At 49.6% G+C, this 26,367-nt stretch carries 22 protein-coding genes; 7 read left to right on the top strand and 15 right to left on the bottom strand.

Annotated features, from left to right (window positions below; genetic code table 11):
- The first annotated feature begins 8 nt into the window (after positions 1–8).
- Both hydG and hydF read left to right on the top strand, forming a co-directional pair.
- Positions 9–1,427, top strand: a complete 1,419-nt coding sequence (gene hydG / locus BACPLE_RS07570) for a [FeFe] hydrogenase H-cluster radical SAM maturase HydG (RefSeq protein WP_007560474.1) — start codon at positions 9–11, stop codon at positions 1,425–1,427.
- Between the two features lie 28 nt (positions 1,428–1,455).
- Positions 1,456–2,640 carry a [FeFe] hydrogenase H-cluster maturation GTPase HydF gene (gene hydF, locus BACPLE_RS07565; RefSeq protein WP_007560472.1) on the top strand — a complete coding sequence of 395 codons (1,185 nt, stop codon included), beginning with the start codon at positions 1,456–1,458 and terminating at the stop codon, positions 2,638–2,640.
- Between the two features lie 69 nt (positions 2,641–2,709).
- On the opposite strand, the gene ric is transcribed toward hydF, so the two are convergent.
- The gene (gene ric, locus BACPLE_RS07560) at positions 2,710–3,438 is read right to left on the bottom strand and encodes an iron-sulfur cluster repair di-iron protein (RefSeq protein ID WP_007560470.1); all 729 of its coding nucleotides are present in this window, start codon (positions 3,436–3,438) and stop codon (positions 2,710–2,712) included.
- A gap of 173 nt (positions 3,439–3,611) precedes the next feature.
- Here ric and BACPLE_RS07555 point away from each other — a divergent pair, with 173 nt between their 5' ends.
- A complete protein-coding gene (locus tag BACPLE_RS07555; RefSeq protein WP_007560468.1) occupies positions 3,612–4,865 on the top strand; it encodes a GTP-binding protein in 1,254 nt (417 codons plus the stop codon).
- 96 nt (positions 4,866–4,961) lie between these two features.
- On the opposite strand, the gene BACPLE_RS07550 is transcribed toward BACPLE_RS07555, so the two are convergent.
- The 5 genes from BACPLE_RS07550 to BACPLE_RS07530 are packed head-to-tail and all read right to left on the bottom strand — an operon-like array spanning position 4,962 to position 9,566.
- Positions 4,962–6,497 carry a glycoside hydrolase family 28 protein gene (locus tag BACPLE_RS07550; RefSeq protein ID WP_007560466.1) on the bottom strand — a complete coding sequence of 512 codons (1,536 nt, stop codon included), beginning with the start codon at positions 6,495–6,497 and terminating at the stop codon, positions 4,962–4,964.
- Positions 6,498–6,515: 18 nt separating this feature from the next.
- Entirely contained in the window at positions 6,516–7,049 is a 534-nt protein-coding gene (locus BACPLE_RS07545) for an HD domain-containing protein (protein ID WP_007560464.1), read from the bottom strand.
- A gap of 23 nt (positions 7,050–7,072) precedes the next feature.
- Positions 7,073–7,882, bottom strand: a complete 810-nt coding sequence (thiD, locus tag BACPLE_RS07540; protein WP_040312664.1) for a bifunctional hydroxymethylpyrimidine kinase/phosphomethylpyrimidine kinase — start codon at positions 7,880–7,882, stop codon at positions 7,073–7,075.
- Positions 7,866–9,014, bottom strand: a complete 1,149-nt coding sequence (locus tag BACPLE_RS07535) for an aspartate aminotransferase family protein (protein ID WP_040312663.1) — start codon at positions 9,012–9,014, stop codon at positions 7,866–7,868. Before BACPLE_RS07535 ends, thiD begins: the two co-directional genes overlap by 17 nt.
- A 36-nt stretch (positions 9,015–9,050) precedes the next feature.
- Positions 9,051–9,566 carry a pyridoxamine 5'-phosphate oxidase family protein gene (locus BACPLE_RS07530; RefSeq protein ID WP_007560458.1) on the bottom strand — a complete coding sequence of 172 codons (516 nt, stop codon included), beginning with the start codon at positions 9,564–9,566 and terminating at the stop codon, positions 9,051–9,053.
- Between the two features lie 194 nt (positions 9,567–9,760).
- Between BACPLE_RS07530 and BACPLE_RS07525 the strand changes: the two genes are divergently transcribed.
- Positions 9,761–10,450, top strand: coding sequence for a Crp/Fnr family transcriptional regulator (locus BACPLE_RS07525; RefSeq protein WP_040312642.1), 690 nt, complete (start codon positions 9,761–9,763; stop codon positions 10,448–10,450).
- Positions 10,451–10,513: 63 nt separating this feature from the next.
- Here the strand turns inward: BACPLE_RS07525 and BACPLE_RS07520 are convergent, their stop codons facing one another.
- The 9 genes from BACPLE_RS07520 to BACPLE_RS07480 form a co-directional block, all read right to left on the bottom strand.
- Positions 10,514–11,794, bottom strand: coding sequence for an alginate export family protein (locus tag BACPLE_RS07520; RefSeq protein ID WP_007560454.1), 1,281 nt, complete (start codon positions 11,792–11,794; stop codon positions 10,514–10,516).
- 16 nt (positions 11,795–11,810) lie between these two features.
- The gene (locus BACPLE_RS07515) at positions 11,811–12,599 is read right to left on the bottom strand and encodes a cytochrome c biogenesis protein (RefSeq protein WP_040312661.1); all 789 of its coding nucleotides are present in this window, start codon (positions 12,597–12,599) and stop codon (positions 11,811–11,813) included.
- Between the two features lie 10 nt (positions 12,600–12,609).
- Positions 12,610–13,836 (bottom strand): cytochrome c biogenesis protein ResB, encoded by a 1,227-nt coding sequence (locus tag BACPLE_RS07510; protein ID WP_007560452.1) that lies wholly within the window; start codon positions 13,834–13,836, stop codon positions 12,610–12,612.
- A 5-nt stretch (positions 13,837–13,841) separates the two neighbouring features.
- Positions 13,842–15,317 (bottom strand): ammonia-forming cytochrome c nitrite reductase, encoded by a 1,476-nt coding sequence (nrfA, locus tag BACPLE_RS07505; RefSeq protein ID WP_007560451.1) that lies wholly within the window; start codon positions 15,315–15,317, stop codon positions 13,842–13,844.
- A 17-nt stretch (positions 15,318–15,334) separates the two neighbouring features.
- Positions 15,335–15,895 carry a cytochrome c nitrite reductase small subunit gene (gene nrfH / locus BACPLE_RS07500; protein ID WP_040312659.1) on the bottom strand — a complete coding sequence of 187 codons (561 nt, stop codon included), beginning with the start codon at positions 15,893–15,895 and terminating at the stop codon, positions 15,335–15,337.
- 220 nt (positions 15,896–16,115) lie between these two features.
- Positions 16,116–17,105 carry a quinone-dependent dihydroorotate dehydrogenase gene (locus BACPLE_RS07495; protein ID WP_040312658.1) on the bottom strand — a complete coding sequence of 330 codons (990 nt, stop codon included), beginning with the start codon at positions 17,103–17,105 and terminating at the stop codon, positions 16,116–16,118.
- A 244-nt stretch (positions 17,106–17,349) separates the two neighbouring features.
- A complete protein-coding gene (locus BACPLE_RS07490; protein ID WP_007560448.1) occupies positions 17,350–20,784 on the bottom strand; it encodes an AAA family ATPase in 3,435 nt (1,144 codons plus the stop codon).
- 3 nt (positions 20,785–20,787) lie between these two features.
- The gene (locus tag BACPLE_RS07485) at positions 20,788–22,002 is read right to left on the bottom strand and encodes a metallophosphoesterase family protein (protein ID WP_007560447.1); all 1,215 of its coding nucleotides are present in this window, start codon (positions 22,000–22,002) and stop codon (positions 20,788–20,790) included.
- 5 nt (positions 22,003–22,007) lie between these two features.
- On the bottom strand, positions 22,008–24,452 hold the full coding sequence (locus BACPLE_RS07480) for a S9 family peptidase (protein WP_040312657.1): 2,445 nt from the start codon (positions 24,450–24,452) through the stop codon (positions 22,008–22,010).
- A gap of 74 nt (positions 24,453–24,526) precedes the next feature.
- Here BACPLE_RS07480 and BACPLE_RS07475 point away from each other — a divergent pair, with 74 nt between their 5' ends.
- From BACPLE_RS07475 to BACPLE_RS07465, 3 genes are read left to right on the top strand one after another with little or no spacing between them, the layout of a single operon-like run.
- Positions 24,527–25,321, top strand: a complete 795-nt coding sequence (locus BACPLE_RS07475) for a M48 family metallopeptidase (protein WP_007560445.1) — start codon at positions 24,527–24,529, stop codon at positions 25,319–25,321.
- 21 nt (positions 25,322–25,342) lie between these two features.
- Positions 25,343–26,011 (top strand): glycine zipper family protein, encoded by a 669-nt coding sequence (locus tag BACPLE_RS07470; protein WP_007560444.1) that lies wholly within the window; start codon positions 25,343–25,345, stop codon positions 26,009–26,011.
- 33 nt (positions 26,012–26,044) lie between these two features.
- Positions 26,045–26,353, top strand: a complete 309-nt coding sequence (locus BACPLE_RS07465) for an ATP-dependent Clp protease adaptor ClpS (RefSeq protein WP_007560443.1) — start codon at positions 26,045–26,047, stop codon at positions 26,351–26,353.
- The last annotated feature ends 14 nt before the right edge of the window (positions 26,354–26,367 follow it).

The following is a 26,367-nucleotide window of genomic DNA, read 5'->3' as shown; positions in this document are numbered from 1 at the left end:
TTACAGCTATGTACAAGATTGATTCTCAAAAGGCAGAAGAATTCATCTGCCACGAAGAAATTCTCGATACCCTGGAATATGCCCAAAGCAAAAGCCAGGACAAGGAACTGATACGTTCCATCATTGAAAAAGCTCGCCTGTGCAAGGGACTTTCTCACCGCGAGGCTGCTGTATTATTGGAATGCAACGACCCGGAACTGGTGGAGGAAATCTACTGCCTGGCCCGTGAAATCAAGCAGAAATTCTATGGTAACCGCATCGTAATGTTTGCCCCTCTTTACTTGTCAAATTATTGCGTAAACAGTTGTACCTACTGTCCTTACCACGTAAAGAACAAGACCATTGCCCGCAAGAAACTGACACAGGAAGACATCCGTCGTGAGGTCATCGCCCTGCAGGACATGGGACACAAGCGTCTGGCACTGGAAGCAGGAGAAGATCCGATTCACAACCCTATCGAATACATTCTGGAATCGATAAAGACCATCTATAGCATCAAGCACAAGAACGGAGCCATCCGCCGAGTAAACGTAAACATTGCTGCGACCACGGTAGAAAATTACCGTCGCCTGCACGAAGCCGGTATCGGTACCTACATTCTGTTCCAGGAAACATACCACAAGGAGAATTACGAAAAGCTTCACCCCAGAGGTCCAAAGAGCAACTATGCCTACCATACGGAGGCTATGGACCGCGCCATGCAAGGAGGCATTGACGACGTGGGTATCGGCGTATTGTTCGGCCTGAATACTTACCGCTACGATTTTGTGGGACTGCTGATGCACGCCGAACACCTGGAAGCGACTTACGGCGTAGGTCCGCACACCATCAGTGTGCCCCGTATCTGCTCGGCCGACGACATTGACGCTTCTACCTTCGAGAACGCTATCTCCGACGAGATATTCCAGAAGATTGTAGCCGTCATCCGAATCAGCGTGCCTTATACGGGTATGATTATTTCTACACGTGAATCGCAGCGTTCACGCGAAAAGGTACTTGCCCTCGGTGTGTCACAAATCAGCGGTGGTTCCCGCACCAGCGTGGGAGGTTATGCTACCGAAGAACTGCCGGAAGAAAACTCTGCTCAGTTTGATGTAAGCGACCACCGCAGCCTGGATGAAATCGTGGCCTGGCTGCTGAAATTGGGCTACATCCCCAGCTTCTGTACGGCCTGCTACCGTGAAGGACGTACGGGCGACCGTTTCATGTCGCTGGTCAAGACGGGCCAGATAGCCAACTGCTGTGCCCCCAATGCCCTGATGACACTTCAAGAATACCTCTGCGACTACGCTTCGCCCGAAACACGCCGACTGGCTGAAGACATGATTCGCAAGCAGATGGAAGAGATCCCGAATCCCGCCATCCGCAAAAGAGCCTTGGAAAATCTGGAACGGATTGCCGAAGGAAAACGCGACTTCCGTTTCTAATGTGTGAACTTAAAGCCTGATTAAACGTATGAACGATACTCCCCGTGCCAACCGGCTGCACATCGGTCTGTTTGGCAAGCGAAATGCCGGTAAGTCATCGCTGATTAATGCCCTGACGCATCAGGACACAGCCCTCGTGTCGGATATTCCCGGCACGACTACCGACCCGGTCTTTAAAGCCATGGAAATCCATGGTCTTGGTCCCTGCGTATTCATAGATACGGCCGGCTTCGACGACGAAGGTGAACTGGGCGAACTCCGCATCCGACAGACACAACGTGCACTGGAGAAAACTGACATCGCCCTGATGGTCTGTACCGATGAACACCTGGACGAAGAGTTACACTGGCAACGCTTGTTAAAGGAAAAGAATGTGCCTGTTATCTGGATACTGAACAAATGTGACTTATTGTCCGATGCCGAACAGACCATGCGCCGCATCGAACATCAATGCGGACAGGTTCCTCTGTTGGTGAGCACCCTCACCGGAAAAGGTCTGGACGACATTCTGCGCAGCCTGCGGAACAAATTGCCGGATGAAACCATGGCACAAGGCATCGTAGGCCGGCTGGTAGAAGAAAATGATACCGTCATGCTGGTCATGCCACAGGACATCCAGGCCCCCAAAGGCCGCCTTATCCTGCCTCAGGTACAAACCATCCGCGAGCTGCTGGACCGCAAATGCCTAGTGATGAGCTGTACCACCGACAAGATAGATGCCATGCTGGCCGCATTAGCCCGTCCGCCGAAACTGATTATCACCGACTCACAGGTGTTCCGCACGGTATATGACAAGAAGCCTGCCGAAAGCCGGCTTACCTCTTTCTCCGTCCTCTTTGCCCAGTACAAAGGCGACATCGACTACTACATGGAAGGAGCCAATGCCATTGCCCAACTGACACCGGAATCACGGGTGCTGATTGCCGAAGCATGTACGCATGCCCCGCTGACAGAAGACATCGGGCGAGTGAAAATCCCGAATATGCTCCGCAAGCGCATCGGTGAAGCCCTGCAAATCGACATCGTGTCGGGCACGGACTTCCCAGAAGACCTGACCCCGTACGACCTGATTATCCATTGCGGGGCCTGCATGTTCAACCGCAAGTATGTGCTGAACCGCATCGGTCAAGCCCGCGCCCAGCAGGTTCCCATGACCAACTACGGAGTGACTATTGCTTACTTAGCAGGGATTTTGGATAAAATCGATTACTAATTTATGAAATGTGGCGCATACTTCCCTGCATGCGCCACATCCTTATTTCTTCTTTCTAATATCAAACTATCAACATACGATTTCCCGTTCAATGTCCTCAAAGCGAGGGAACAGCAGATTGTTTTCCAGGTGGATATGCTCAAACAAGGCATCCACAAACACTTCCAGTTCCTGCATCAGCAGACGGTAGCTGGCACAACCGTCCTGAGGTACGGAGAAGTGATTCGTCAACTGAATGATGTGCAGGTAGCGGTTTCCTTCCCCCTCGTGTTCCATCTTCATCACCCGGATAGGATTCGCTATCGTACCGCAATGCATCGGGGCCATACGCTGTCCCTGTTCTTTTGCTGCGTACAATTCATAGAGATATGGGAACAACACGTTCTCTTCTTTTTGAAGATGCATTTCCAAGTCCTCCAATGATTCACTGACCAGTGCTCTCAACTCATGCAGTTCCGGATGCGCTTCCCCATGTACTCGTTCCACCTTCTCCAGCAACGCCAGCAGTTCCGGTCCACGGGCACGAATTCCCCGATGATGTATCTTCAGAATGTAATCCATCAGCAAGTCCAGCGGCCACGAAGCAAACGGAATCCGTCCGTTACCAGCTTCATCCTGATGGAGCAATGCCTGTTCCACTTCTTCTACAGCCAGTCCCAAATCTGCACAGGCCTTTCCCAGCGTCACTTCCCCATGACAGCAGAAATCAATGCCATATTTTTTAAATACGCTTGCTGCTGCAAAATCATCGGCCACAATTTGTCCCACACTCGTATGCTTCCAGTCTATTGTCTTCATATTTAATTCGTTTTATTGATTACGGGTGCAAAGATAGGCCCTCCGGCAGAGAAACTTTGTCACATACGTGACACCGACCTATAACGAAAGTTAAACCTGCTTCTGCGAAAAAGAAGCGCACACCGTTTGCAGAAAAACACTAACTTTGCAGGCACGTAAAAAAACATTTGCACATGGAAACAAAAGAAATACCTATACTTCTGCTTACCGGATACCTGGGAAGCGGAAAAACGACCCTGCTCAACTACCTGTTGAGCAACCGCGAAGGCATCAAGTTTGCCGTCATCGTGAACGACATCGGCGAAATCAACATCGATGCGGAACTGATACAGAAAGGCGGTATCGTAGGCCAGAAAGAAGAGAGTCTGGTGGCTTTGCAGAACGGCTGCATCTGCTGTACCCTCCGTACCGACCTCATCGAACAGATATTCGAGCTGATGAAAATGCAGCGCTTCGACTACATCGTCATCGAAGCGAGTGGTGTCTGCGAACCGGAACCGATTGCCCAGACCATCTGTTCCATTCCTCAGTTGGGCGGTGCCTACACCAAGTACGGAACCTGCCGCCTTGACAACATCGTGACCGTGGTCGATGCCCTCCGCCTGCAAAGTGAATTCGACGGTGGCAACGAACTTACCCGAAAGGATTTGGAAGAAGAAGACATTGCCAACCTGCTCATCCAGCAGATTGAGTTCTGTACCACCGTGCTGCTGAACAAGGTATCGGAAGTCACTCCCGAAGAACGGGAGCGCATCAAAAGCATCATCCGTACCCTACAGCCCCGTGCGGAAATCATTGAATGCGACTATGCCAAGGTAGACCTCGACAAGATTGTGGGTACCCGCCGTTTCGACTATGCACGGGTGGCCACTTCTGCCGGATGGATTCGGGAGATAGAACGTCCCGTATCCGAAGAAGAAGCGCATCCTCACCATGAAGTACATGAGCACCATGAGGAACACGAGCATCACCACGAGGAAGAGCACGAGCACACACATGCACATGAACACTCACACGAAGGCTGCCACCATCACCACCACCATGAAGAAGGTGAGACGGAGGAATACGGCATCAGCAGCTTCGTGTATTATCGCCGCCCTGCCTTCGACATCCATAAGTTCGACCGTTTTGTGATGACAAAATGGCCTCGCAACGTGATTCGTGCCAAGGGAGTATGCTACTTCGCCCACAACCGCGACATGTCGTTCCTGTTCGAACAGGCCGGACGGCAGAAACAGATTTCAGAAGCCGGACTCTGGTATGCCACCCAGCCGGAAGAAAAAATCGTGGAACTGATGAAGCGCGAACCCGGCCTGCTGAGAGACTGGGATGAACACTATGGCGACCGCATGCAGAAAATTGTCTTCATCGGCCAGCACCTTGACAAGGAACAGCTCATCAAAGACCTGGATGCCTGTCTGGAATAAATCCGACGGCCATAAAAATAATGATGCCTTCCCGAGTCCATTCATTCCGTGACTCAGGAAGGCATCATGCTTTTATCTGCCCAAAGCCCGGAAACCTTATTCCACCTCCATGATATACTCCTTCACCGCATCATCGGCCGATTGCAAACTTGTCTGCCGCAGCACCACCTGTCCCTCCTTTTTATTCTCCGGTAAGCTGATACCCGAAAGATTTACATCGCTTACCCTGTCGAACACAAAAGCCGGACGGAAATCATCTTCCTGCAAACGCAACTTGACATTGTGCATCTGGATACCTTTCACATGGCGCACATAGAATCCCCATGAAGGCAATTCCTCGAACATGGTAAACTCCGGGTATCCTTTTTCATTTTCCGGCACATCTTTCAAACGACTCAACGACATATAGGCCATTCCGCGCGTAGCACGTCCCGGACACACAATCTCTATATTCTCCAGCTTCACGTTTTCAATATCATGCCCCGGAATGCCTGAGATGGAACTCGGGAAGGGATTATGAAAGAACGTCACCGCTGGTCCGCGCAAGTCATAGTTGATGTCCGGACGACCGAAAGGCACTTCCACATACACATTCTTAATCGTCACATTCCGCAAATATCCCGGTTGCTCACCCGAACGGTGACCCAGACGGATAAAGATGGCATTTCCCGTGTTGACCGCATGCACGTTGGACACCTGCACGTTTTCAATCTCCGCCCCATCGACCGACTCAATAGCTATGGCCGAACGAAAAGTATCTTTAATCCGAATATTGTCAATTGTCACATTCTTAAATCCACCCAACGATTCCGTACCAAACTTAATGGCACTGGCACTGCTGATGATGTGGCAGTTGGAAATGGATACCCGGTCGTTCCATGCCCCCCGGTTGTGCGACTTCAGGCAAATGCCATCGTCTGCCGAGTTGATGAAACAATTGGAGATACGTACATCCTTACAATCGCTGATGTCAATCCCGTCATTGTTCCAATATGCCCTGTTTTCCACATGCAGACTATCAATCGTCAGGTCGGCACACAAAGAAAAAGAAAGCCCCCATGCCGCACCGCTCCGGAAATTAGTCTTCCGAAGCTCCACCTTCCGGCAATTACGCATAAAAAGCAACTTGGGTCGTGTATTCGGCCGCTTGCGATACGTATTATAGTGCTTGTCCACCAGTTCCCCCGTATGATGCAAACTGTCAATCGTCAGGGCCAGTTCCCTACCCTGTCCGTCTATACATCCTTCTCCCATAATTCCGATATTCTCTGCCCCTTCCGCATAAATCAGCGCCTGGTCAAAATGGTCATTGTTGACTTTCAGTTCCTTTTCGGTACTGAAGCCCGGATAATCATAAGGACTCGTACTTCCTAACAGCACCGCTTCCTTTTCCAAGTAAAGTGTCACATTCGATTTCAGTTGCAGGCTGCCGGTCAAGTAACGTCCGGCAGGGAAGTACAACTGTCCGCCCCCTTTTGCATGAAGTGCGTCAATGGCCGATTGCAAAGACTGCGTATTCAATGTCTTTCCGTCACCGACGGCTCCCTGCTGAAGCACGTTGTAATCTGTGGCGGCTATCGTACCTGCGCATAAAAACAAGCCACATAAAATGAAGATAAATTGTTTTTTCATGGTATTATCAATTTCTATTTACTGTTTTTCAACTCCAAACATCGTCTCGAGCAATGCCCGTCCTGCCGAGGTTTTGAAAATCTTTTCTCTCACCTTGCGAATGGCATCGGCCGGCAGATTATCTTCGTAAATGTTGACCAAGAAATCAGCTTCCACCAGAATCTGATAGTCTATTCCTGTAATGGAGTCATACGTATGATGATGCCCTACCAGCCAGCATATCCGTTCTATTTGTGCTTCAGAAAATGTTCCCATATCCGTCAGCAGTTTCCGGGCTTCGGCCGGACCTTCCTGCTCCTGGTGCTTTCCATCGCAGACTCCGTATTTCTGCTCACAAATCCGGATACCAATGTCATGCACAATGGCTGCTGCCTCCAAAATCAGTTGAGTAGCCTCATCCACATGCTCTGCCAAACCAATCATGCGGGCAAAATAATGTACTTTTATCAAATGTTGTATACGCTTCGGGTCACCTGCATTATAGGCTACCATTCTGCTTGCCAGTTCATGAAGCTGCCGTTCCGCAGCCCCGATAAATTCAGTTGTTTTCATATTATTCTCGTATTGTTACACATTTATTCTTGTACTTCATAATAAGGATATACAGGACCGAATCCTCTTCCAAACTTAAAGCGGGCTCCTAACTCAATGGACTGCTGAATAAACCTTTCTGCTTCAGCAACAGCAAACTCAATTCCATAACCTTTACTTAAGAAAGTCGCTATTGCAGAAGCAAAACTATCTCCAGTTCCATTTACATTTCGGGTTCGAATTCCTTCCTTCTTGTAAACCTTCATCACCTTTTCCACCGGATTATAATAATAATCGATAAAGAAATCACGATTCTCCACCGACTTTATAACTACACTATTTCCCCAACGGCTCAAATCCTTCAAACATTCCTCTATATTACCCTCATTCAACTCCTTTCCACACAACCACTCAGCCTCTTTCTTATTCGGTGTTAGAATAGAAGCACGAGGGAATAGGTAATCTTTATAGGCTTGCACCGCATCTTCTTCCAGCAATTTATCACCCGAAGAAGTAACCATGACCGGATCAACGACAACTGGAATCGAGCTATATTCATCTAATATGCCTGCAACAAGCCTAATGATATTTTTAGAATACAACATACCGGTTTTTATGCAATCTGCCCCTACATCTCCAAGGAAAGAACGGATTTGTCCTGCAATCATATCTGCCGGTATCAAGTGTACTCCTTTTACATGAGTTGTATCCTCATCTACAATACATGTCACTGCTCCTGCCGCATACCCTCCACAAGCCACGATGGCTTTCATATCGGCCTGAATCCCCGCTGTTCCTAAAGGTTCGCTACCCGCAACAACGAAAACTTTATAAAGCTTATCTGCTATTTTCATAATATCCATCCAGCACTTTCTTCAAACTCCCTACAAATATATCCACTTCTTTCTTTGAAAGTACCAGCGGAGGAAGTATTCTTAATGTATACAGCCCGGAATAGCCGGTAAAAATCCGTTCCTCAAACAGCAGGGGTTCGCGTACCCCTTTCACCGGCACGGTCAGTTCCACCCCCACCATCAGCCCACGTCCCCGGATTTCTTTTATAAGCGGAGAGTCCAGCTCCTGCAACCGCTGCATCAGATACGCTCCCGTATGAAGAGCATTCTCTATCAGTTTCTCCTCGCGGATAATTTTCAGCACAGCCAAGGCTGCGGCGCATCCCAAATGATTGCCACCAAACGTCGTACCGAGCATTCCTTTTCGGGCGGCAAACATCGGACTAATCAAGACTCCCGAAAAAGGAAATCCGTTAGCTATACCCTTGGCCACAGTGATAAGGTCCGGCTTGATGCCAGCCCATTGGTGAGCAAAGAACTTCCCCGTACGACCATAGCCCGACTGTATTTCATCAAGAACCAATACCACCCCATAACGTCTCGTCAGTTCCCTCAATTGCCGCAGAAAGTCCTCATCGGGGACCTGGATTCCCCCTACTCCTGAAATTCCTTCTAGAATTACGGCACACACATCCCCCTTGGCCAACTCCGTTTCCACTTCCTTTATATCCAAGTCTGCAAAATACACGTTATGATTCGTATTAATCGGTGCATGAAGGGCAGGATTGTCCGTCACTTCCACAGCCGCCGACGTACGCCCATGAAAAGAGTTTCTGAAAGCCACTACCCGTTTTTTCCCCGTATGAAACGAAGCCAGTTTCAGGGCATTTTCGTTGGCTTCTGCTCCCGAGTTGACAAAGAACGCCCGATAATCAGGATACCCCGACAGCTCACCCAGCTCATTAGCCAGTCTTTCCTGCAACTTATTTATGACAGAATTCGAATAAAACATCAGCTGTTGCAGCTGCTCACTCATGCACTTCACCAGATACGGATGCGAATGTCCCACCGAAATCACGGCATGTCCGCCATACAAATCAAGATAGGCCTGCCCCTTCTCGTCATATACCTCACAACCTTTTCCCCTTACGATATTCACGGGAAAAACCGAATACACATCAAACAATTCCATCATCCTTTACATTTTACGATATAGCCTGCGGCAAGGTCATTCCATCCTGCCGTATTTCATTTCATCTCCATTCTTGTCATATTGCTTACGCTTGCCGGTGGGAGGGCTTAATAAAGTAATCCGTACCACCTCCGTACGATGAAGGCTTCTCTGCACCGCCTCATCAAACGCATCCATGTGCTTGGGCAGGAAACGCTGACTGATGACCCGAAGCGCTTCAATTTTTTCTTCCGTATCCGTCACCCGTTCCGCCTTGCCAAAAGCGATGGCCGAACGATATTGAAGTGTAAACGTGCCGTCCTTCGGCCCCACAGTAGGCTGGCACTTCGTAACCGCCGAAAGACATACTTCCGGATGCACGGCAATGGCATCCAGTTTATCCCCTTCAGGAGCACAATGAAAATACCACACGTCATCACTTGTACAAGCCAGTGAAAGCGGCACCCCGTATGCACTTCCGTCGACCCGGGTAAAGCTGACCGTGATGTAAGGGGCCTTGCGCATAACCTCCAAAGCCCACTGACTATCCATTTCTCTACTTGCTTTTCTCATCTGTAATTCCTTTTATTCAGATTTTTCCTTTTTATTTGTTTCACAAAAATACGGCTTGCCAGCCAATCTGCATGTAAGATTTATGACAAGGGGATTAATTAACATTCCCACAAAAACAGATTAATCCTGCCTTTCTATTGAAAGTAATAAACAAAAAACATATTTTTGCAAAAGAAAATGCAGAAAGACAGATAATGAAAAGCATACCATTCAACGATTATTACAAGGAAAAACTTTTTTCTATTCCACTCTTTAAGGAACTGCCGGATTACCTGAAAAGTGAGATTCTAAAAAGACTTGACTTCCGTCTTCAGGAAATCAACGAGAATACGGTTATTCTGGAACAAGGAGATATATGCTGTAATCTGTATGTATTGCTTGAAGGAACCTTGGAGGTGAACATCATCGATGCCAACGGCAATGAAGTCTTAATCGAACACATTGAGTCGCCCAGGGCTTTCGCCACCCCTCATCTGTTCAAGAAAGACAACCGTTTCCCCGCCACATTCCGCACGCTGGAAAAATCTATCCTCCTGACTGCCACCAAAGACTCCACTTTCCATCTTATCAGCAAATATCCGGATATGCTGAAAAGTTTTCTCTGCGTATCAGGCAACTGCAACGTGTGTACCACCATGCGACTGGACGTGCTGTCACGAAAAACCATTCGCGAAAGAATCCTGGTCTATTTACTGAAACGGCTGGATAAAGACACTTCTACCGTGAGACTGACGCATACCCTTACGCAACTGGCCGAATACATTAACGTGACACGTCCGGCCCTGTCTACCGAATTCAATAAGATGGAAAAAGAAGGCATTCTCAAAAGGAAAGAAGGCAATTACATCGAACTGAACCGAAAAGCCATAAAAGGCATTATATAAAGAACAAGGACCGCTCCTTCAATGTGGAACAGCCCTTGTCCTTCTTTATTGCGCACGTAATTATCATTTTTTGAAAAGAGTCGGATTGACGTTCAAAGACACCCATCCCCAGTCTTGCCAGCTTTTGTGATTTCCTCCTTTCACGACATCCATTGTCGAGGTTCCTCTCATCAGCGAGTAACCCACCGAAAGGCTGACATCTTTCATGATTTTCCAGTCCAGCTGATAATCCAGTTCAGACCCTAAGGTACGGTTCAGACTCTCCAGCTTCACGCCTGTGGCGAAATAATGATAATTCAGTCCCATCGATACTGAAGAAGATACCTTATAACCTACTCCTATCTGCGTGTCAGAAAGTCCCGGTGCATAGCCGTTCACAAAATCGGACGCATAAAAATAATCCATTGCTCCGTAAAATTTATGATGGGTGCCATACAGCGGATTAAAAGCCCGGTAAGTGGCATCGGACTTCTTACTACCACTCAGGTAATCAGTTCCCACATTGACCGTCCAACTGTCATTGATAGAATACGAAGCCCGCACACTTCCCATGAAAGCAGAAACCTTGCGTGCGGATACATTCTTTCCTGTCTGATAATAGAAAGATCCTGACAGATTCCATGAGGCCGGGGTGAATTGTACGTACGTGCCCACCGTCTGCATATATTGTGTATCCGACTCTCGGGTTTCGGCATCACCTCCTTCCTGACCCAGATTCATGACCAGCACAGAAAGTTTCACAGGTGCATATGCGAAATCATAATGATACCACAAGGACTGCATATTTTTATAAAGTTTGGTCTTGCTGCTGTCATAATATGTTCCGCCTATCAGGGTCTCGTCATTCTGGTTGAAAGCAAAGATACCATCCAGCTGATGCCCTCCATGTCTGTAGCCTATTTTCAGGGCATCATGATAGCGCCCTGCCACGTTCCAGTCCAGTCCTCCCAAAATGCGCTCATCATCATACACCAGCGACTGCCTTCCCAGCTGCATGAACCACGAGTCATTCAGATGGAATGCAGCCCAAGCCTCGTTCAATATAAAACGCCCGTTTTTGTCAACCAGCGCATCCTGCCCCCACACACCGACATGCTGTGCCGAGAACTTCAACGACAACTTCTTGCGTTCATATCCCAACGTCAGTCGGGCACGTTCATTGATAAACCCCGCAGGTTTATCGCCCTCACCGCGGGGAGACAGCGCGCCATTCCGGTATTCTCCTCTTGTACGAATCTGGGCTGAGGCCCAAAAATGACTTTCTTCATTCTCCTGAGCATGGACCAAGGACACCTGCCCAAGAAGCCAAGCCACCGCCCATGCAGACAAAATTCTTTTTCTCATACTCTCAGCGTTTTTATCAGTTCATATTATAGGTGTGAATACTGCTCCCTTGTGCGGAGGGCAGGTAATTAATGCCCCACCAGCACATCTGTAAAAAAACAAAAGAAATCAGCAAGACCGACAATGACAACCGGCGCTTCTGCTGTAACCCCATTCGCATGTGAATGTAAGTAAGATACGAAAACCAGGTCACAGCCGCCCAAGTTTCCTTGGGGTCCCACGCCCAGTAATGTCCCCAGGCTTCCTTCGCCCATAAGGCACCGGTAAGCATTCCCAGTGTCATAAACGACAATCCGACATATACAAGGTTATCACATAAGGCCATTTCCTTCTCGTCGCACCGGTTCTTTCTGACCCAGAGCAGGTAAATAGCCATCACGGCAGAAGCTCCCAGCATGGCATAGGCAAACATATAAATAATGACATGAGGAGCAAACCAAGGACTTTGCAAGGCAGGCATAAGCGCTTTATTGTGTATCTCCGGCTTCAGAATATTCACACAGATAAAAACAACCGACAGCAATGTGCCAAATCCTAATATCCATTTATATTTCCACCTTATGTAAGTAATCAGTCCGGCAAAAGGCAGAAAGAACGAATACCACAAACGGGTTTCTCCCATCGTACGCAGAGGAGGACGCTCCAGTGAATGCCACAACAAGCCGATAAACGTACCAAACACCACAAGCCCTAACACCGTACACACACATGCGCGCAGACGACTCCCCTTAAAGGCACTCCATGCACCGGCTATCCAGCACAGCACAGCCACCAGGGCAAAATAACTAAACCAGTCCCAATTCAGCATATTCTTCTCAACACTTATTATTCTTCTGGGCCGTTACGAACATGCATACAGCCCCCAACATCATCATTACAATTCCCACATAAACTACCGGAAGCCATGGGTCTGACACCAGTTCAAACACACTGACATCACTCCAGCGGCCTTTGCTCTCATCGTAGCTTAACTGATAGATTTTCCAGCCTTCCACTTTCGCCGGCTTATTGACTTCAATTGTCTGCTCAAGTTTTTTTCCTGTCTCTGTATAAATTGTCACCTCAGACGAGAAGCGCCGTGGCTCTCTGTCGGGCATCACCAGGCTGCAGACACTATCAAGCCGGAGCGCCTGATACGGGAACAGAAAACTTCCGCAGCTTACCCAGCCGTCTGCCATCTGCTTCCCATCAGCAGAAGTAGCCCTGACATGGACGGCACACGTAGCTCCCATGCTCGGCCATTCCACGTACCTCACCGTATCTTCCCCTGACACGGAGGCAGCCATATCTATCTTGTTACGTACCTCAATATTCCACCCGGACAACATACCCTGACTGACGTCCTCTTCCAATAACAGATGGGCAGGTGTGTTGTCTGGCAAAGCTCTTCCGGTAGCATTGTCTATCAGCATCAGCTTGGGAGGATATTCTTCTATACTGAAATTCTTGAGTTCGATGGCCAGTGGTAACTCGATTAACTGCCCGTTCGTGTCCGTAGCACGCCATTCAGTCTGCCCCACACGTGTATTCATCGTCAACCGTTTCATATCGGCACTACCCAATGTGGCAGATACCAACGCCACGAATAACCCAAGATGATTCAGCAGAAACGGTATCTTCTGAAACCGGAATGAAAACAGGTGCGTGAGCGATACCAGTCCTACGATGGACGTCATCCAAAAATACTCCAACACGAAAGGCCACCATGAAATCATGCGGTTAAACATGGAAATACCCTCGGCAGGTACATGTCCCGGAACCTGCTTAATCATACCCATACAGAATGTAAGGACCGACACAGCTGCCAGCGAAGGAATCGCCGCTTTGTACGACATGGCCCAGCGCACGAAATAAAGCTTTTTCCGCAAAGAATACAATACTACCAGCCCCACCAGGTAAGCCACTGCCACATACAAATTCAACGGCCAGGAAAAGCTGTTCCAGTCTACTCCACCCGTCATCAAATGAAGAATAAGACCTATGACGAACAATCCCGCACAGGTCATTATTCCTTCTTTTATCCCCCAAGTATTTTTCCACATAACACTTAAATGATACGTTCCCTCAGTTTTGCTTCTTTCAACCAGTTCGGAACCGTTTCATTCAAGAAACGTTCTTTAGCAGCTTTTTCAGCCGGGATGTCCAGGCCTATAAACTTCTGCGCCTTCTCCTTGGTAGAAATATCCGGCATCGGCACACTCTCCGTGCAACCGTGCTTAGCCAGAATACGGACAAGAGAAAGACGGGCCTGCAGTGCTCTGTCCAGTCCATGCGACAGGATTCGCTGAATTTCCTGAGGTGCATGGAAAGCAGCTCCATGAGAGGCTACTCCAAAATCCCAGCGCCACTGAGCTTCACGCAGCAGTTTCAATACCGGTTGCATTTCATTCTCTGTCGCTCCCTTATCCCAGGCAAATTTAGCTTCGATATGTGCCGAAGCCAGTTCCTTTTCTAGACGGGTTCTGATTTCATTAGCCTTACGCTGACGTTCATACACGTTATTGCGCAATGTTTCTTCACTTTCACGATGACACACCTGACACGTACGGTCTATCATGGCAAGCGGACTCTGGATGTGATGGTCACTGAATTTCATTCCTCCCTCACTCTTATACGGCATGTGACAATCGGCACACGATACTCCTCTCTGTCCGTGAATGCCCATCTGCGAAATTTCATAGTCAGGATGCTGTGCCTTGAGAATCGGTGTGCGGCTCAAAGCATGCGTATAGTCAGAAAAGCCGGCTTCATCGTAATATTGCTCGATGGCCTCTACCGTCATGCCCTTGTCCCATGGGAAAGTGAGGTACTTGCCGTCTCCTTTAAAGTAATATTCCACATGACACTGTGCACACACCAGCGAGCGCATCTCCTGAGGAGTGGCTTTTGTGATGTCTTTTCCCTGACGGGCAAAAGCTTCAATCAGGGCCGGACGGCTGATATGCAAATCCATTGTTTCTGAATCATGACAATCTGAACAGCCTATCGGATTCACAATCTCATTGCCGAAAGCAGCCCACTTGTTATTGTAGAATGAATCTACCCCTATCTCCTGCATCATACGCGGCACATCAGGACTCTTGCAGGTCCAGCAAGTAGAGGGCTGAGGGCCGTCTTTTTCACCCTGAGGTGCTCCTGTTCGCAACGTGGCACGAATGTCTTCAATGGCATGCATGTGGCCACGAGGAGTGGCATAGTCTTTTGAAAAAGCATAGCCTGCCCAAAGAATCACCATCTCCGGCCGCTGTGCCAGCACATCCACCTGCACATTTCCGTTGAATTCACTTTCAAAATCTGTGCGGGCAGTTTCAGTCCAAGTCTGATATTCTCTCGGGAAATCTCCCTGGAATTTCTCATTCTGAGCCACAATCCCTTTCATCGGATTCTTCCGGTTATTAAATATGCTTGCCACTTCGGCCCTGCGTTCTGACAACGCAGACACGGCAAGTCCTAAACAAAACACGACGGCCATTGATGCACCAAACAACAGCCATCCCTGCCAAGATTTAAAATTATGAATCATACTATACGAGTTTTAAATTATTCTTTCATCTTTCTCAACCATTCCGGAACTGGTGAATCCGGCAGTGGCACAATGGCCGCCGGTGTGGACGACAGACTGTTCTTTCCTCCATGGGGCACATCGCGGTGACAATCCCAGCAGGCTTTACCCTTTCCCACTTCCGACATCATATAGTCTATGCGGCCGGTCTTTACCAGTTCCGTATTCAACTGTTCATGACAGCGGATACAATTGTTCATGATGACCTGTGAACTGGCCGGATGTGCCTGAATGACCTGAGGCTCCGAACTGGTTAGAAAAGCAGCCACGTGCTTCACGCCGTCCATCCCTTTGAACGTCCACTTCTTCACAAAATTCTCATGTGGCACATGGCAGTCGTTACACGTCGCATTTCGCGAATGAGAGCTGTGCATCCAAGTGGCATAATAAGGTGACATGATGTGGCAATTCACACAAGCCGAAGGCTCGTCGGTGAGATACGTATGTGCTCTCAAGAGGTAAAGGAAGTACAGTCCACCGCCTGCCACCACTCCTGCAATGAGAGCCGTTATCATTTTTTGTCGTTTGGATAGCATCATATAATATACTTTTTTGCAAAAAAAAGATATTATTTCAAATTCAGGTGTAATAAATATGACACCCAGCCCAATTTTGCAGACATATAACATGCGATTCCTACCCAAAAATCACAAAGAATTTGAAGACAACCCTGAAACCTCCCTATAAAATTAAAGCCGACCCATAAGATTATATCTTACAGGTCGGCCACCATCATTTATATAACATGTACGCCACTGCTCATATTTTCTCGGCAATACGCTTTACCACACCAGGACCTTCATAGATGAAAGCGGAATACACCTGTACGAGGTGAGCTCCCGCATTCCGCATTGCCTTTGCCTCAAACGGTGTCATCACACCTCCCGCACCAATCAGCAACATATCCTTGGGAGCATGTGCCGACAAATGCTTCATCACCTCCAAAGACTTGTGAATGACCGGAAGTCCGCTGATGCCTCCGGCTCCTACCCGTTCCACTTCAGTCTGTGCGGAATGAATCAGAAGCGAACGGTCCTGTGTAGGTCCCGTAGCAATGAAGCCGTCAATATGATGCACCTTTGCAAATTCAATCACCGTATCCAGTTTCTCCGCCGGCACATCGGCAGGCAACTTCAGGAAGACCGGTCTGTGGAAACGCTGCTTGTAGCTCTCGAGTGCCGTCAGCACGTCAGCCAGAATCTCAGGCGTCATGCTGCCCCAGTTTATCGTATAATAATCCGCATAGGCACTGAAAGTCTCGTACAAATCTGTAATATCTGTCACGGCCCGCTCCGCATCGGTCGGAGTATTGGTATTGATATTCACTCCCAGAATGTATTTCCCTTCCCGTTTCCGCTGCAGATTTTTCAGGACAACCTCTTTTCCGGGATTATTGAAGCCCGTGCGTGAAACCAGCGCATGATCCTCCGGCAAACGGAAGATTCGGGGGAAAGGATTTCCTGCAACCTTTTCCGGAGTAACGGTTCCCACTTCCAGAAAACCAAAACCCAAATCACTCAGCTCGTCAAAGCAATTCGCCTCTTTGTCGAATCCGGCCGACAGTCCCACCCGATTGGCAAAAGTCAGATTCCGCCATTGAAACGGAGTTGCCTTCGGACGATAAAATACACGAAGAAGACATTTCACCGGTGGAAAATGACGATAAACATGAAGTAAAGCAACAATCTGACCGTGAATTTTCTCGGCATCCATACGGAACAACCAGGGACGAAGAATAGATTTGTACATAATCATAATGTTTTTAGTTTCGTGACACAAAAGTACGACATCTATCTGGATTTTTGTCATAAAAAAAAGTTATCCCCTATTACCTGAAAAAACGTAAGTACGTTTGAAACAAAACGCAAGTGCGTTTTACTTCAAACGTACTTGCGTTTCATCTGAAATGTCCTTGCGTTTTAGTTCAAACGCAAAGGCGTTTTTTGTCAAATTTTAATCTACTAAGAATCAAATATTTACAAAATCCACAAATTTACATATTTCCCATCGTATTGACAACCTCCACCCGGCTTAATGTATGGTTTACCCGCTCCACATGAATCTGGGTGGCAATGCGTTCGCGCAGGGCTTCCACGTGACTGATGATGCCTACCTTCTTGCCTCCTATCTGGTGTAACTTCTCAAGGGCTTCCATCACCGTATTCAGGTAGTCACTGTCCAGCGTGCCGAAACCTTCATCGATAAACAGCACATCCACCGAAAGACTTTTCCGGTTGAGTGAAGACAATCCCAATGCCAAGGCCAGTGACACCAGGAAGCTCTCTCCACCTGAAATGGTGGATGTGGGACGTTTCACCCCGCCCTGGTATTCATCGCGCAACAGAATGGTAAGTCCCCCCGGCGGACACTCCATACGGTAACGGTCAGTCAGCCGGCTCAGGTAATGATTGGCACCGGCCAGCAACTGGCGAAGCACGTAGCTTTGGGCAATGTTACGGAACTTCTTGCCGTCGGCACTGCCGAACAAGGCAGCCACTCCAGCCCAGTTGTCCACTTCCTTTTGCTTCACTTCTATCTGTTCCTTCACTTTCCGGATACGCTGTAGACACTCTTCGTGATGTGCCAGCATCTGTGCGATGGCTCCCAAACGAGCCAACTTCCCGGTCTGCTGTTCTTCCAGTCGGGAAATGGTTTCCTCTACGGTTGCCAGCGTCATCCCTTCGGTTTCCGACGGACGCTGTGCCCGATGCTGTGCCAGTTCCCTACCGACCCGTTCCATTTCTGCCCGCCGGCTCGTCAGGTCGTTGTCCAGTTTCTGCAAAGTACGGCGTGCCATGTTCACCTTTTCCACTTCCAGTCCGGCCAGTTTCTCCAAATACTCACGGGAAATCTCAGGATGACCGACAAGAAAAGCTTCCACTCCAGCGCTTTTTTCCTCCCTCAACTTTTGCGATGTCTTTATGGCATGGCAGACAGAAAGTACGGAAGTGTTCAGCGCGTTCCATTGTCCCGGAAGCCCTTCCGGACACGGCCCGTCGGGTATCGTTTCTGCCGTCGCCTGCCCCCAGGCCGGAAGTTCCGACAAGATGGACTGACGGACGGACTGCACCTGCTCCACCTGAGAAGCCAGCGACTCTACCTTGTGCGAGAGTTGCTCTCTCCTCGTCTGCTGTTCCACATACCGATTGGTTTCTTTCTTCAAGGCGGTAATGAAGTTTTCCCGGTCGGTCTTCCAAGCTTCCTGCCAAGGCGTAAAGACAATCAAGATCTCCCCTTTCTCCACACACTGGGAGACGGTCAGTGCCTCACGCGAAAGCGCCTCTTCCAGCATACGCAGTTCGGTTTCCAAACGTGACACGGCTTTGTCGGCTTCCTCTACCTTCCGGTGCCATTGCTCGCTGGCAGTGGTCAGTTCCTCCCGTTCCTTCGTCAGACGGTTCAGGCGTTGCTGTCCTTCCTCGGCTTGTTTCCACTGCGCTTCCAGCCGGTCGCATACTTCCAGCTGCGCCGTCAAGGCTTGCTCTACCTGAGATACTACCTCGTCCGCTTCTTTCACGGTGGCATAAAGCGGCATATCTGCCACGGCCTTTTCCGCCAGAAAATAAGCTTCTTTTGCCGCAGTTTCCTTCTTCGCCTCCATTTCTTCCAGTCGCATCAGGGAGCGAACCTCCGCTTCCGCTCGTGCCAGCGCAGTCAAGACTTCTTCCACCCGACGTGCCTTTTCTTCCAGCAACGCACGGACCGGTTCCAGCAACGACACAAAATGAGCTTCGCTCTTCAAGTCATCACCTACCTCCTTGCCACAAACCGGACATACATCACCTTTTGACAGACGTGCGCGGGCTTCGCGTGCCCAGTCCTCGCACGACATCCGCTGCTTGTCGTACACCTGCTGCACTTCTTCCTTTTCCTTACGACAGACCTCAGCCTGCGCTTTCAGTTGCGCTACCGTCTGTTGCTGTTGTCGGCAATCGTCCTGCAAAGTTTTCCGATTCTTCTGCACATCCAGCCAGGCCTGTTCCTTTTCTGCACGGACAGAAAGTGCCTCCCGCAATTTCTTCCATCCGTCCAGTCGGGCGTCTGCTTCCTGCTTCTTCTGTCGGAGTTCCTCGACTTGTAATTCCTCCAACTGCGTGCGGCACGCTGCCACCTCCTGCTGCTTTTCTTCCGCTACCTTTCGGGCCTGTTCATACGATGTCGTAGCTCCCTGGCGGACTTCCAGCGTTTTCTGATGGATTGCGCCCTTGTGTGCCTTTTCTTTCCGGTAATCTTCCGACTGCTGGAGCGCGCGCTGAATCTGATCGGATAAAGCTGAAAGTGATTGCAACGATTCGTACACCGGCACCTTTTCCTGCACACCGGTAAGATAGGTCTCGCACGCCGCCCACTGTTCCCGGCACTGCACCTGCATACGCTCCAATTGACCCAGGCCGGTACTCAGCGAACAGTACTTCTCTTTCAATTGTTCCAGTTCTTTTTCCGACGTACGGATGCGCTGCTGCAAGGCCGCCTGTTCTGTCCATTGAAAACGCACATCAGCCGTACGGTCCCAGTCATCCAGCAACGACTTGTTGCGCTTGTAATCTTCCGACTCTACCCGTTCCGTCAGTGACTGAAGCGCCTTTCCGGTCTCCTCCAGATCATGTGCCAACTTCTGCTCGTCGGTCATCCATTTCCGAAGGTCCTGCTCCTGCTTCAACTGCGTGCGGAGCGTGGCGGTCTCTTCCGTCACCTGGCGCTGTTCCGTCTGGAGCGCGGCCAGTTCCTCATCAGTCAACAACACAATGCCGCCCGTCTGCGCCTTCAGTTCCTGCAACTCCGCCTCCTTTTCGGTCTTCATCACGTAGATTTCCCGACTGATGCGCGAGTAGATTTCCGTACCCGTCAGTTTCTCCAGGATATTCGATTTTTCCTCCTCCTTGCTTTTCAGGAACTTGGTAAACTCTCCCTGTGCCAGCAGCGTGGTCCGGCAGAACTGCTCAAAGGTGAGACCGATACGCCGCTCTATCTCCGTACGTGTTTCGGTCGACTTATTCGTGAGCGGAGTGCCGTCCTGCAAGGAAAGTGTCCAGACCACTTTCTGAATTTTCCCTCCGGCCTTGTTGCGCGCCCTTGCCACGCTCCACACGGCCCGCAAGGCATCTCCTGCTGCATCCGTAAACCACAGCTCCACTTGTGCCGACACACTGTCGCGCCGCATCAGCATGCGTGAATCGTCGATGCTTACTTCACCCGTGCCGGAAAAGCTGTCGTTCTCGTCCAGGTAGCGTTCATTGGCCGCCTGCTTCAAGCGCGGAGTGGTGTTATAGAGTGCCAGACACACCGCATCCAGCAACGTCGACTTTCCGGCTCCCGTCGGTCCGCAAATCAGGAAGATGGAATCCTCGCCCAACGGCCCGTGCTCAAAATCAATGCACGCCTTCTCGATAGAGGCTATATTTTCAATAATCAGTTTCTGTAATTTCATGTGCTATTCCTCCTCTTGGCTTCGTACCCGTTTCACGGCTTCCTCCAGCATGTCGAGCATTTCCGGAGCGATGTCCCGCTGAAACTTGTCCTGATAATAGATGGCTGCTACCTGCGACGGAGAAAAAGTCTGCAAACGGTCTACGTCCAGCTCTGTAATCTCCTTCTGCGTTTCCACTACTTCCCGTTCCCATTTGTAGCGGCAGAAACGGCACTGCTTGCCACGGGTCAGTTCGTAGGCCCGCTCCATGCAATAGCCCGGAGGTACGTCCTGAATACGGACGTGCAACTGCACATACATTTTTTCCTCATCAGGGATGGCCTGCAACACCTCCAATGCCTCTTCCAGCGGCACGGCCTGCGAAGGCAGTACCTTCAAGGGCCACGTATTCCGCACCGGCAAGGTACGCACTTCGGGCATAGCACCGTGTGCAGCCAGTTCTACCAGACTGACGGAATGCCCGTAACTCTCGTCAAAGCTGACCGGAAGCGGGGAACCGCAATAACGGGCCCGTCCGCCGGATAAGGTTTGCGGAAAATGAATGTGTCCTAAGGCCAGGTAATCGTATCCCTCACCCATCAGACGGATATCCGTGTATTCCATGCCGCCGCGTCCGTCGTCCTGTCCGGTAATGTCACTTCCCATCAGGGCCAGGTGGGCCATCAGCACCACCGGAAGGTTCCCCTGGTTGCGTTCCTTCACACGGTTCAGCAAGGTTTGGATGAAATGGGATTGCCGCTCTTCATGCGGAACTTCTTCATCGAACGCCGGAAAGTTTTGCGGATACACATGGGGCAGGGCTATCACATAGCCTTTCAGTTCGCCGCAACTGTTCTTTACTTCCACAATATGACGTTCCAGGTCTACCTGACCGGCTTCGTCTCTTCGGATAGCCCCCACCACGGTGACTCCGGCATACTTCCACAGATTCCGGTTGATTTCCAGCTTGGAACTGCTGTCGTGATTGCCTGCCGTGATGATAATCTGCATGGAGGGACAAGTTTCATGAAATTCCACCAGCGCATCCGTGTACAACCGCTGGGCGGCTGCCGAAGGGGTGCAATAATGAAACACGTCGCCCGACACGATCAACGCGTCGGGCTGTTCTGTGGCTACCCAGTGGCGCAACTGCCGCAGAAAGTCTTGCTGTTCCTCGCTGCGGTCGTATTCAAACAGTTGCTGCCCTAAGTGCCAGTCACTGGTATGTAATATTTTCATCCGATTTACAAGGTTTTAGGAGGATAGAGCGTGTTCCACCAGGTCGGGTCATCCTGCAACCATTTGGCAAACCAAGCAAAGATGGTGTTCTGCCACTGGATGCGTTTCTGATAATCCTTGATGTGATGGTCTTGTCCGTCTACCACCACCAATGCCGTTTCACGTCCTAACAGTTTCAGGGCCGTAAACATCTGGATACTTTCGCCCACCGGCACATTGGTGTCTACCGCTCCATGCAGGAAGAGCAACGGAGTGTGTATCTTGTCGGCATTGAACAGCGGGCTGTGGTCGACAAAGAGTTCCGGATTCTTCCACGGATAACTATTGGCTGCCGACACTTCACTGTAAGAATAGCCCCAGTAGCCTTCGCCCCAATAACTGGTGTGGTCGCTGATACCGGCATGGGAAATAGCAGCCGCAAACAAATCGGTCTTTGTCTGGAGGTACTGAGTCATGAAGCCACCATAGGAAGCACCGATACAACCGATTTTCTTGCCGTTAACAAAGGAATGAGCTTCCACAAACTTACGCGTTCCTTCGATGATGTCGTCGGCCACATAATCACCGAACGTATTCACATGGCGGGCAGAGAATTCCTGACCGAAACCGGTCGCTCCACTCGGTTCTACCACATACACCACATAACCCAATGCGGCATACGCATGATGCGGATAACGGCTGGCAAAATTACGGCTTGTGGGACTGCATCCACCGTAGTAGTTGACAATCATCGGATATTTTTTGTTCGGGTCAAAATGAGGCGGCAGGTAGTAGCGTCCGCAAATGGTATCCCCACGGGAGTTGACAAAGTCCCAGGCCTTGCATTCACCCAGCAGCACATCTTTCAATTCCCCATTCAAATCTTCTTCCAGTTTGGAGGCATCCTTCTTCAAATCGACCACATACAAACGGTGAGAATTGGAAGCGCTTTCTCCGTAGAACGATAATGAGGAGGCTTTTTCAGCCACAGAGAATCCCAATACCATTTCTTCGGGCACATTCACCTTTTCAAAATGTTTCTTTGCCGGATTCAGGCGGAACAGCGCGATGCTGTCACGGTCTTCGGCGGTGAAGTACACACAATTGTCTACAGCCGACCATACCGTCTGCATCACATTCGGATTGAATGTCCGGGTCAGCGGTTCAATCTGCTTGCTCTGTAAGTCCATCAGGTAAAGCTGATTGTCAATCATGCTCGGGGTCTGTCCTTCCTTCACGTTCTTGCCGATGCCACCCAGATACTCCGGTGTACCGGCCAGCAATACCTGGCGGCCGTCGGGTGAGAACTGCGCATTGGTCAGGAAACCGTCATCTTTCACCAATTCTTCCACCTGTAAGGTCTGCACATCCATCTTGTACACAGAGAACAGAGTGGTCGGGCGTTTTCCCATACGGTGGTTGGAAGCCATCATTAGGATAAAGCGTCCGTCGGAAGAGATGTCCGTAGCCCATACATTCTTGTAACCGAAGGTCAAAGGCTGACACACGCCAGTCTTCACATCAAAACGGGCCAGGTACGTACGGTTGCGCCATCCCGGCTGACGGTCGTCCGGGTCAATGAATTCATAGATTTCCTTCTTCTCTTCCGGTCCCTTCTGTACAAGAGTAAACAGCAGATAATCCTCTGTAGGTGCTACCTGAAAGTTGCCTTCCGGAAGATGGCTCACCCACACTTCCTCGCGTCCGGATACAGGGTCTACCGTTACCAGCTCCCGGCCGGATACACCCTGACGTACATAGTAATATTTTACGGAACGCGGCATCCAGTGCAGGGTTTCCCCACGGGTTGCCAATATTTTTCCAGTCTTCAGTTCCTTTACCTTGGTCTGCGAAATCGTTTCCCCACCTTCCTTTGTGACAGTATACGACGTAATCAGGTATTTTCCGTCGGCTGATAATTCAGTGCCCGTAAAGCGAGTACCGTGCAGCACATCGGCCAGTGTAAACAGACGTCCCTGCTCGGTACGCAAGGTAAACACTCCATCCTGCTTGGCATCCAGACTCACCTTCGGCACGTTCTTTTCACCCGGCATGGAAAGATACTTGATGACCACCTGATGCGTGGCCGGATCCAGCGATAGCGACGCATCTTCCACGCGCTTTCCATCCACATACACCTGATAATGTTCAGCCCCTTCCACCTTCAGCGATACTTCTCCATAGTGTGTATTCTCCAACACAAACCCCATAAGGTGAAGAGCATAGCCCGACGAGGGAGATAATTGACTCGCCTGCTTTACTTCTGCTCCTTCGAGCAAAGAAAACGACACCGGCGTATCCAGTAGCGACTCTGCCTTCCACAATTTGGAATTAACATCCACACTATCAACCTGATAAGGTTGCATCAACGCATACGGTCCTGCGTATTTAAACGAAGTGACCTCTATATTCTCAGCATTCACCAGCATGGTCCCGCATAGAGAACATGCTATAAAAAGTTCCTTTTTCATCTCTTTTTTACAGTTTATTGCCACAAACATAATCATTTTTTTGCTATGTTTGTACAATAACTAACGAAACCGTTATGAAAAAAGAACTAAGTGTGTATGTCCTTTCCTTGCTGATGCTGGCAGGATGCAGTTCGGTACCGCTCACCGGACGTAAACAGTTATTACTGGTTTCAGACCAGGAAGTGCTTTCTTCCAGCCTGACCCAGTACAATGACTACATAAAAAGTGCCCAGAAATCAACCAATGCCACCCAAACGGCCATGGTGGTACGAGTAGGAAAGAACATTGCCGCAGCCACAGAACAATACCTGCGCAGCAACGGACTTTCTGATGAAATCAAGGAATTCTCCTGGGAATTCAATCTGGTAAAGAGTGACGAAGTCAACGCATTCTGTATGCCCGGTGGAAAAATTGTGGTATACGAAGGACTGATGAAGTTGGTATCGTCGGACGATGAACTGGCCGTGGTATTAGGGCATGAAGTAGCACATGCCGTAGCCAAGCACAGCAACGAGCGCATCAGCCAACAGATGCTTACTCAATACGGAGCACAACTACTGGGAGAAAGCCTCTCACAAAAGAGCGAGATGGTACAAGCCATCGCCAGCACGGTGTACGGTGTGGGAGCGCAATACGGAGTAACCCTTCCTTTCTCACGCAAGCACGAGACGGAAGCAGACTACATGGGACTGGTTCTGATGACCATGGCGGGCTACAACCCCGACAAGGCCGTGACTTTCTGGCAGAAAATGTCGGCCAGTTCAGGCGGCAAGGTTCCCGAGTTCATGAGCACGCACCCCAGTGATGCACGCCGTATCAGTGACATACAGAAGGAACTTCCAGCTATTAAAGCTAAATACCGCAAATAAAACTTTTATCAAAAAACATCCATGAAAAAAGTCGCAATTTTATTTTTAATTGTGTCCCTACTGAGTAGCGGATGCGGAACTACGCAACCGGAACGTACCGGTGCCATTGTAGGCGGTGCCGCCATCGGCAATAGTGTGGGAGGTGCCATCGGCGGACTGGTGGGCGACTCCCGTCATGGCTGGAGAGGAAGCTACAGGGGTTCTGCCATTGGAAGCATTGTCGGCACACTGGCCGGAGCTGCTATTGGGGGTGCGCTGACAGCGCCTAAATCGCGTGAAGAAAACAGGGCAAACTATCCGGTGGAACAGGTGTACGCCGAGCCGGACTATACACAGTCTGCCCTCTCCTCTTTATACATCCGAAACATCCGTTTCATTGATAACGACCGCGACCATGTCATCAGCTCGGGAGAAAGTAGCAAAATCATCTTCGAAATCATGAATGAAGGAAATGAAATTGCCTACAACGTGATTCCCAGCGTGGCAGAAATCAGCGGAATGAAACATCTGCATATCTCCCCTTCCATTCTGGTGGAACAGATTTTGCCGGGAAACGGGGTAAAGTATACGGCTACCGTCACTGCTGGAAAACGTATCAAAACGGGTACTGTGACTTTCCGACTGGCTGTGACCGATACCCGTGGACAAATGTACGACCAGAAGGAATTTACGCTGAACACGGCACGTTGATGCGAGTCTGAATCGCTATATCAAAGTAGACAAATGGAAAAAGAACAATCGTTATGCAAAGAAAAAAAGCGTGTGGAGCTGCACGAACCCAAACATTATAAGGTGATACTCCACAACGACGACTTCACCACCATGGATTTCGTGGTGAAGGTCCTAAAAATCGTGTTTTTCAAATCGCAGGAGGAAGCCGAGGCACTGATGCTGAAAGTACACCAGCAGCAATCGGCCACGGCAGGCGTCTATTCTTACGACGTGGCACAGTCCAAAGCACAGAAAGCCACCCAGATGGCACGTGAGGAAGGATTTCCTCTGCGACTGACCGTAGAACCCGAAGATAATTAAACAGTAAACAATCA

Origin of the sequence: Phocaeicola plebeius DSM 17135, from assembly GCF_000187895.1 — a bacterium.
GTDB classification, from domain to species: domain Bacteria; phylum Bacteroidota; class Bacteroidia; order Bacteroidales; family Bacteroidaceae; genus Phocaeicola; species Phocaeicola plebeius.
The sequence above is the reverse complement of the archived record's forward strand: the minus strand, read 5'-3'. Positions and strand labels throughout refer to the sequence as shown.

Coding starts and splice junctions, on each gene's coding strand:
- hydG (WP_007560474.1), top strand. CDS start 9: ATGTACAAGATTGATTCTCAAAAGGCAGAAGAATTCATCTGCCACGAA.
- hydF (WP_007560472.1), top strand. CDS start 1,456: ATGAACGATACTCCCCGTGCCAACCGGCTGCACATCGGTCTGTTTGGC.
- ric (WP_007560470.1), bottom strand. CDS start 3,438: ATGAAGACAATAGACTGGAAGCATACGAGTGTGGGACAAATTGTGGCC.
- BACPLE_RS07555 (WP_007560468.1), top strand. CDS start 3,612: ATGGAAACAAAAGAAATACCTATACTTCTGCTTACCGGATACCTGGGA.
- BACPLE_RS07550 (WP_007560466.1), bottom strand. CDS start 6,497: ATGAAAAAACAATTTATCTTCATTTTATGTGGCTTGTTTTTATGCGCA.
- BACPLE_RS07545 (WP_007560464.1), bottom strand. CDS start 7,049: ATGAAAACAACTGAATTTATCGGGGCTGCGGAACGGCAGCTTCATGAA.
- thiD (WP_040312664.1), bottom strand. CDS start 7,882: ATGAAAATAGCAGATAAGCTTTATAAAGTTTTCGTTGTTGCGGGTAGC.
- BACPLE_RS07535 (WP_040312663.1), bottom strand. CDS start 9,014: ATGGAATTGTTTGATGTGTATTCGGTTTTTCCCGTGAATATCGTAAGG.
- BACPLE_RS07530 (WP_007560458.1), bottom strand. CDS start 9,566: ATGAGAAAAGCAAGTAGAGAAATGGATAGTCAGTGGGCTTTGGAGGTT.
- BACPLE_RS07525 (WP_040312642.1), top strand. CDS start 9,761: ATGAAAAGCATACCATTCAACGATTATTACAAGGAAAAACTTTTTTCT.
- BACPLE_RS07520 (WP_007560454.1), bottom strand. CDS start 11,794: ATGAGAAAAAGAATTTTGTCTGCATGGGCGGTGGCTTGGCTTCTTGGG.
- BACPLE_RS07510 (WP_007560452.1), bottom strand. CDS start 13,836: ATGTGGAAAAATACTTGGGGGATAAAAGAAGGAATAATGACCTGTGCG.
- nrfA (WP_007560451.1), bottom strand. CDS start 15,317: ATGATTCATAATTTTAAATCTTGGCAGGGATGGCTGTTGTTTGGTGCA.
- nrfH (WP_040312659.1), bottom strand. CDS start 15,895: ATGATGCTATCCAAACGACAAAAAATGATAACGGCTCTCATTGCAGGA.
- BACPLE_RS07495 (WP_040312658.1), bottom strand. CDS start 17,105: ATGTACAAATCTATTCTTCGTCCCTGGTTGTTCCGTATGGATGCCGAG.
- BACPLE_RS07490 (WP_007560448.1), bottom strand. CDS start 20,784: ATGAAATTACAGAAACTGATTATTGAAAATATAGCCTCTATCGAGAAG.
- BACPLE_RS07485 (WP_007560447.1), bottom strand. CDS start 22,002: ATGAAAATATTACATACCAGTGACTGGCACTTAGGGCAGCAACTGTTT.
- BACPLE_RS07480 (WP_040312657.1), bottom strand. CDS start 24,452: ATGAAAAAGGAACTTTTTATAGCATGTTCTCTATGCGGGACCATGCTG.
- BACPLE_RS07475 (WP_007560445.1), top strand. CDS start 24,527: ATGAAAAAAGAACTAAGTGTGTATGTCCTTTCCTTGCTGATGCTGGCA.
- BACPLE_RS07470 (WP_007560444.1), top strand. CDS start 25,343: ATGAAAAAAGTCGCAATTTTATTTTTAATTGTGTCCCTACTGAGTAGC.
- BACPLE_RS07465 (WP_007560443.1), top strand. CDS start 26,045: ATGGAAAAAGAACAATCGTTATGCAAAGAAAAAAAGCGTGTGGAGCTG.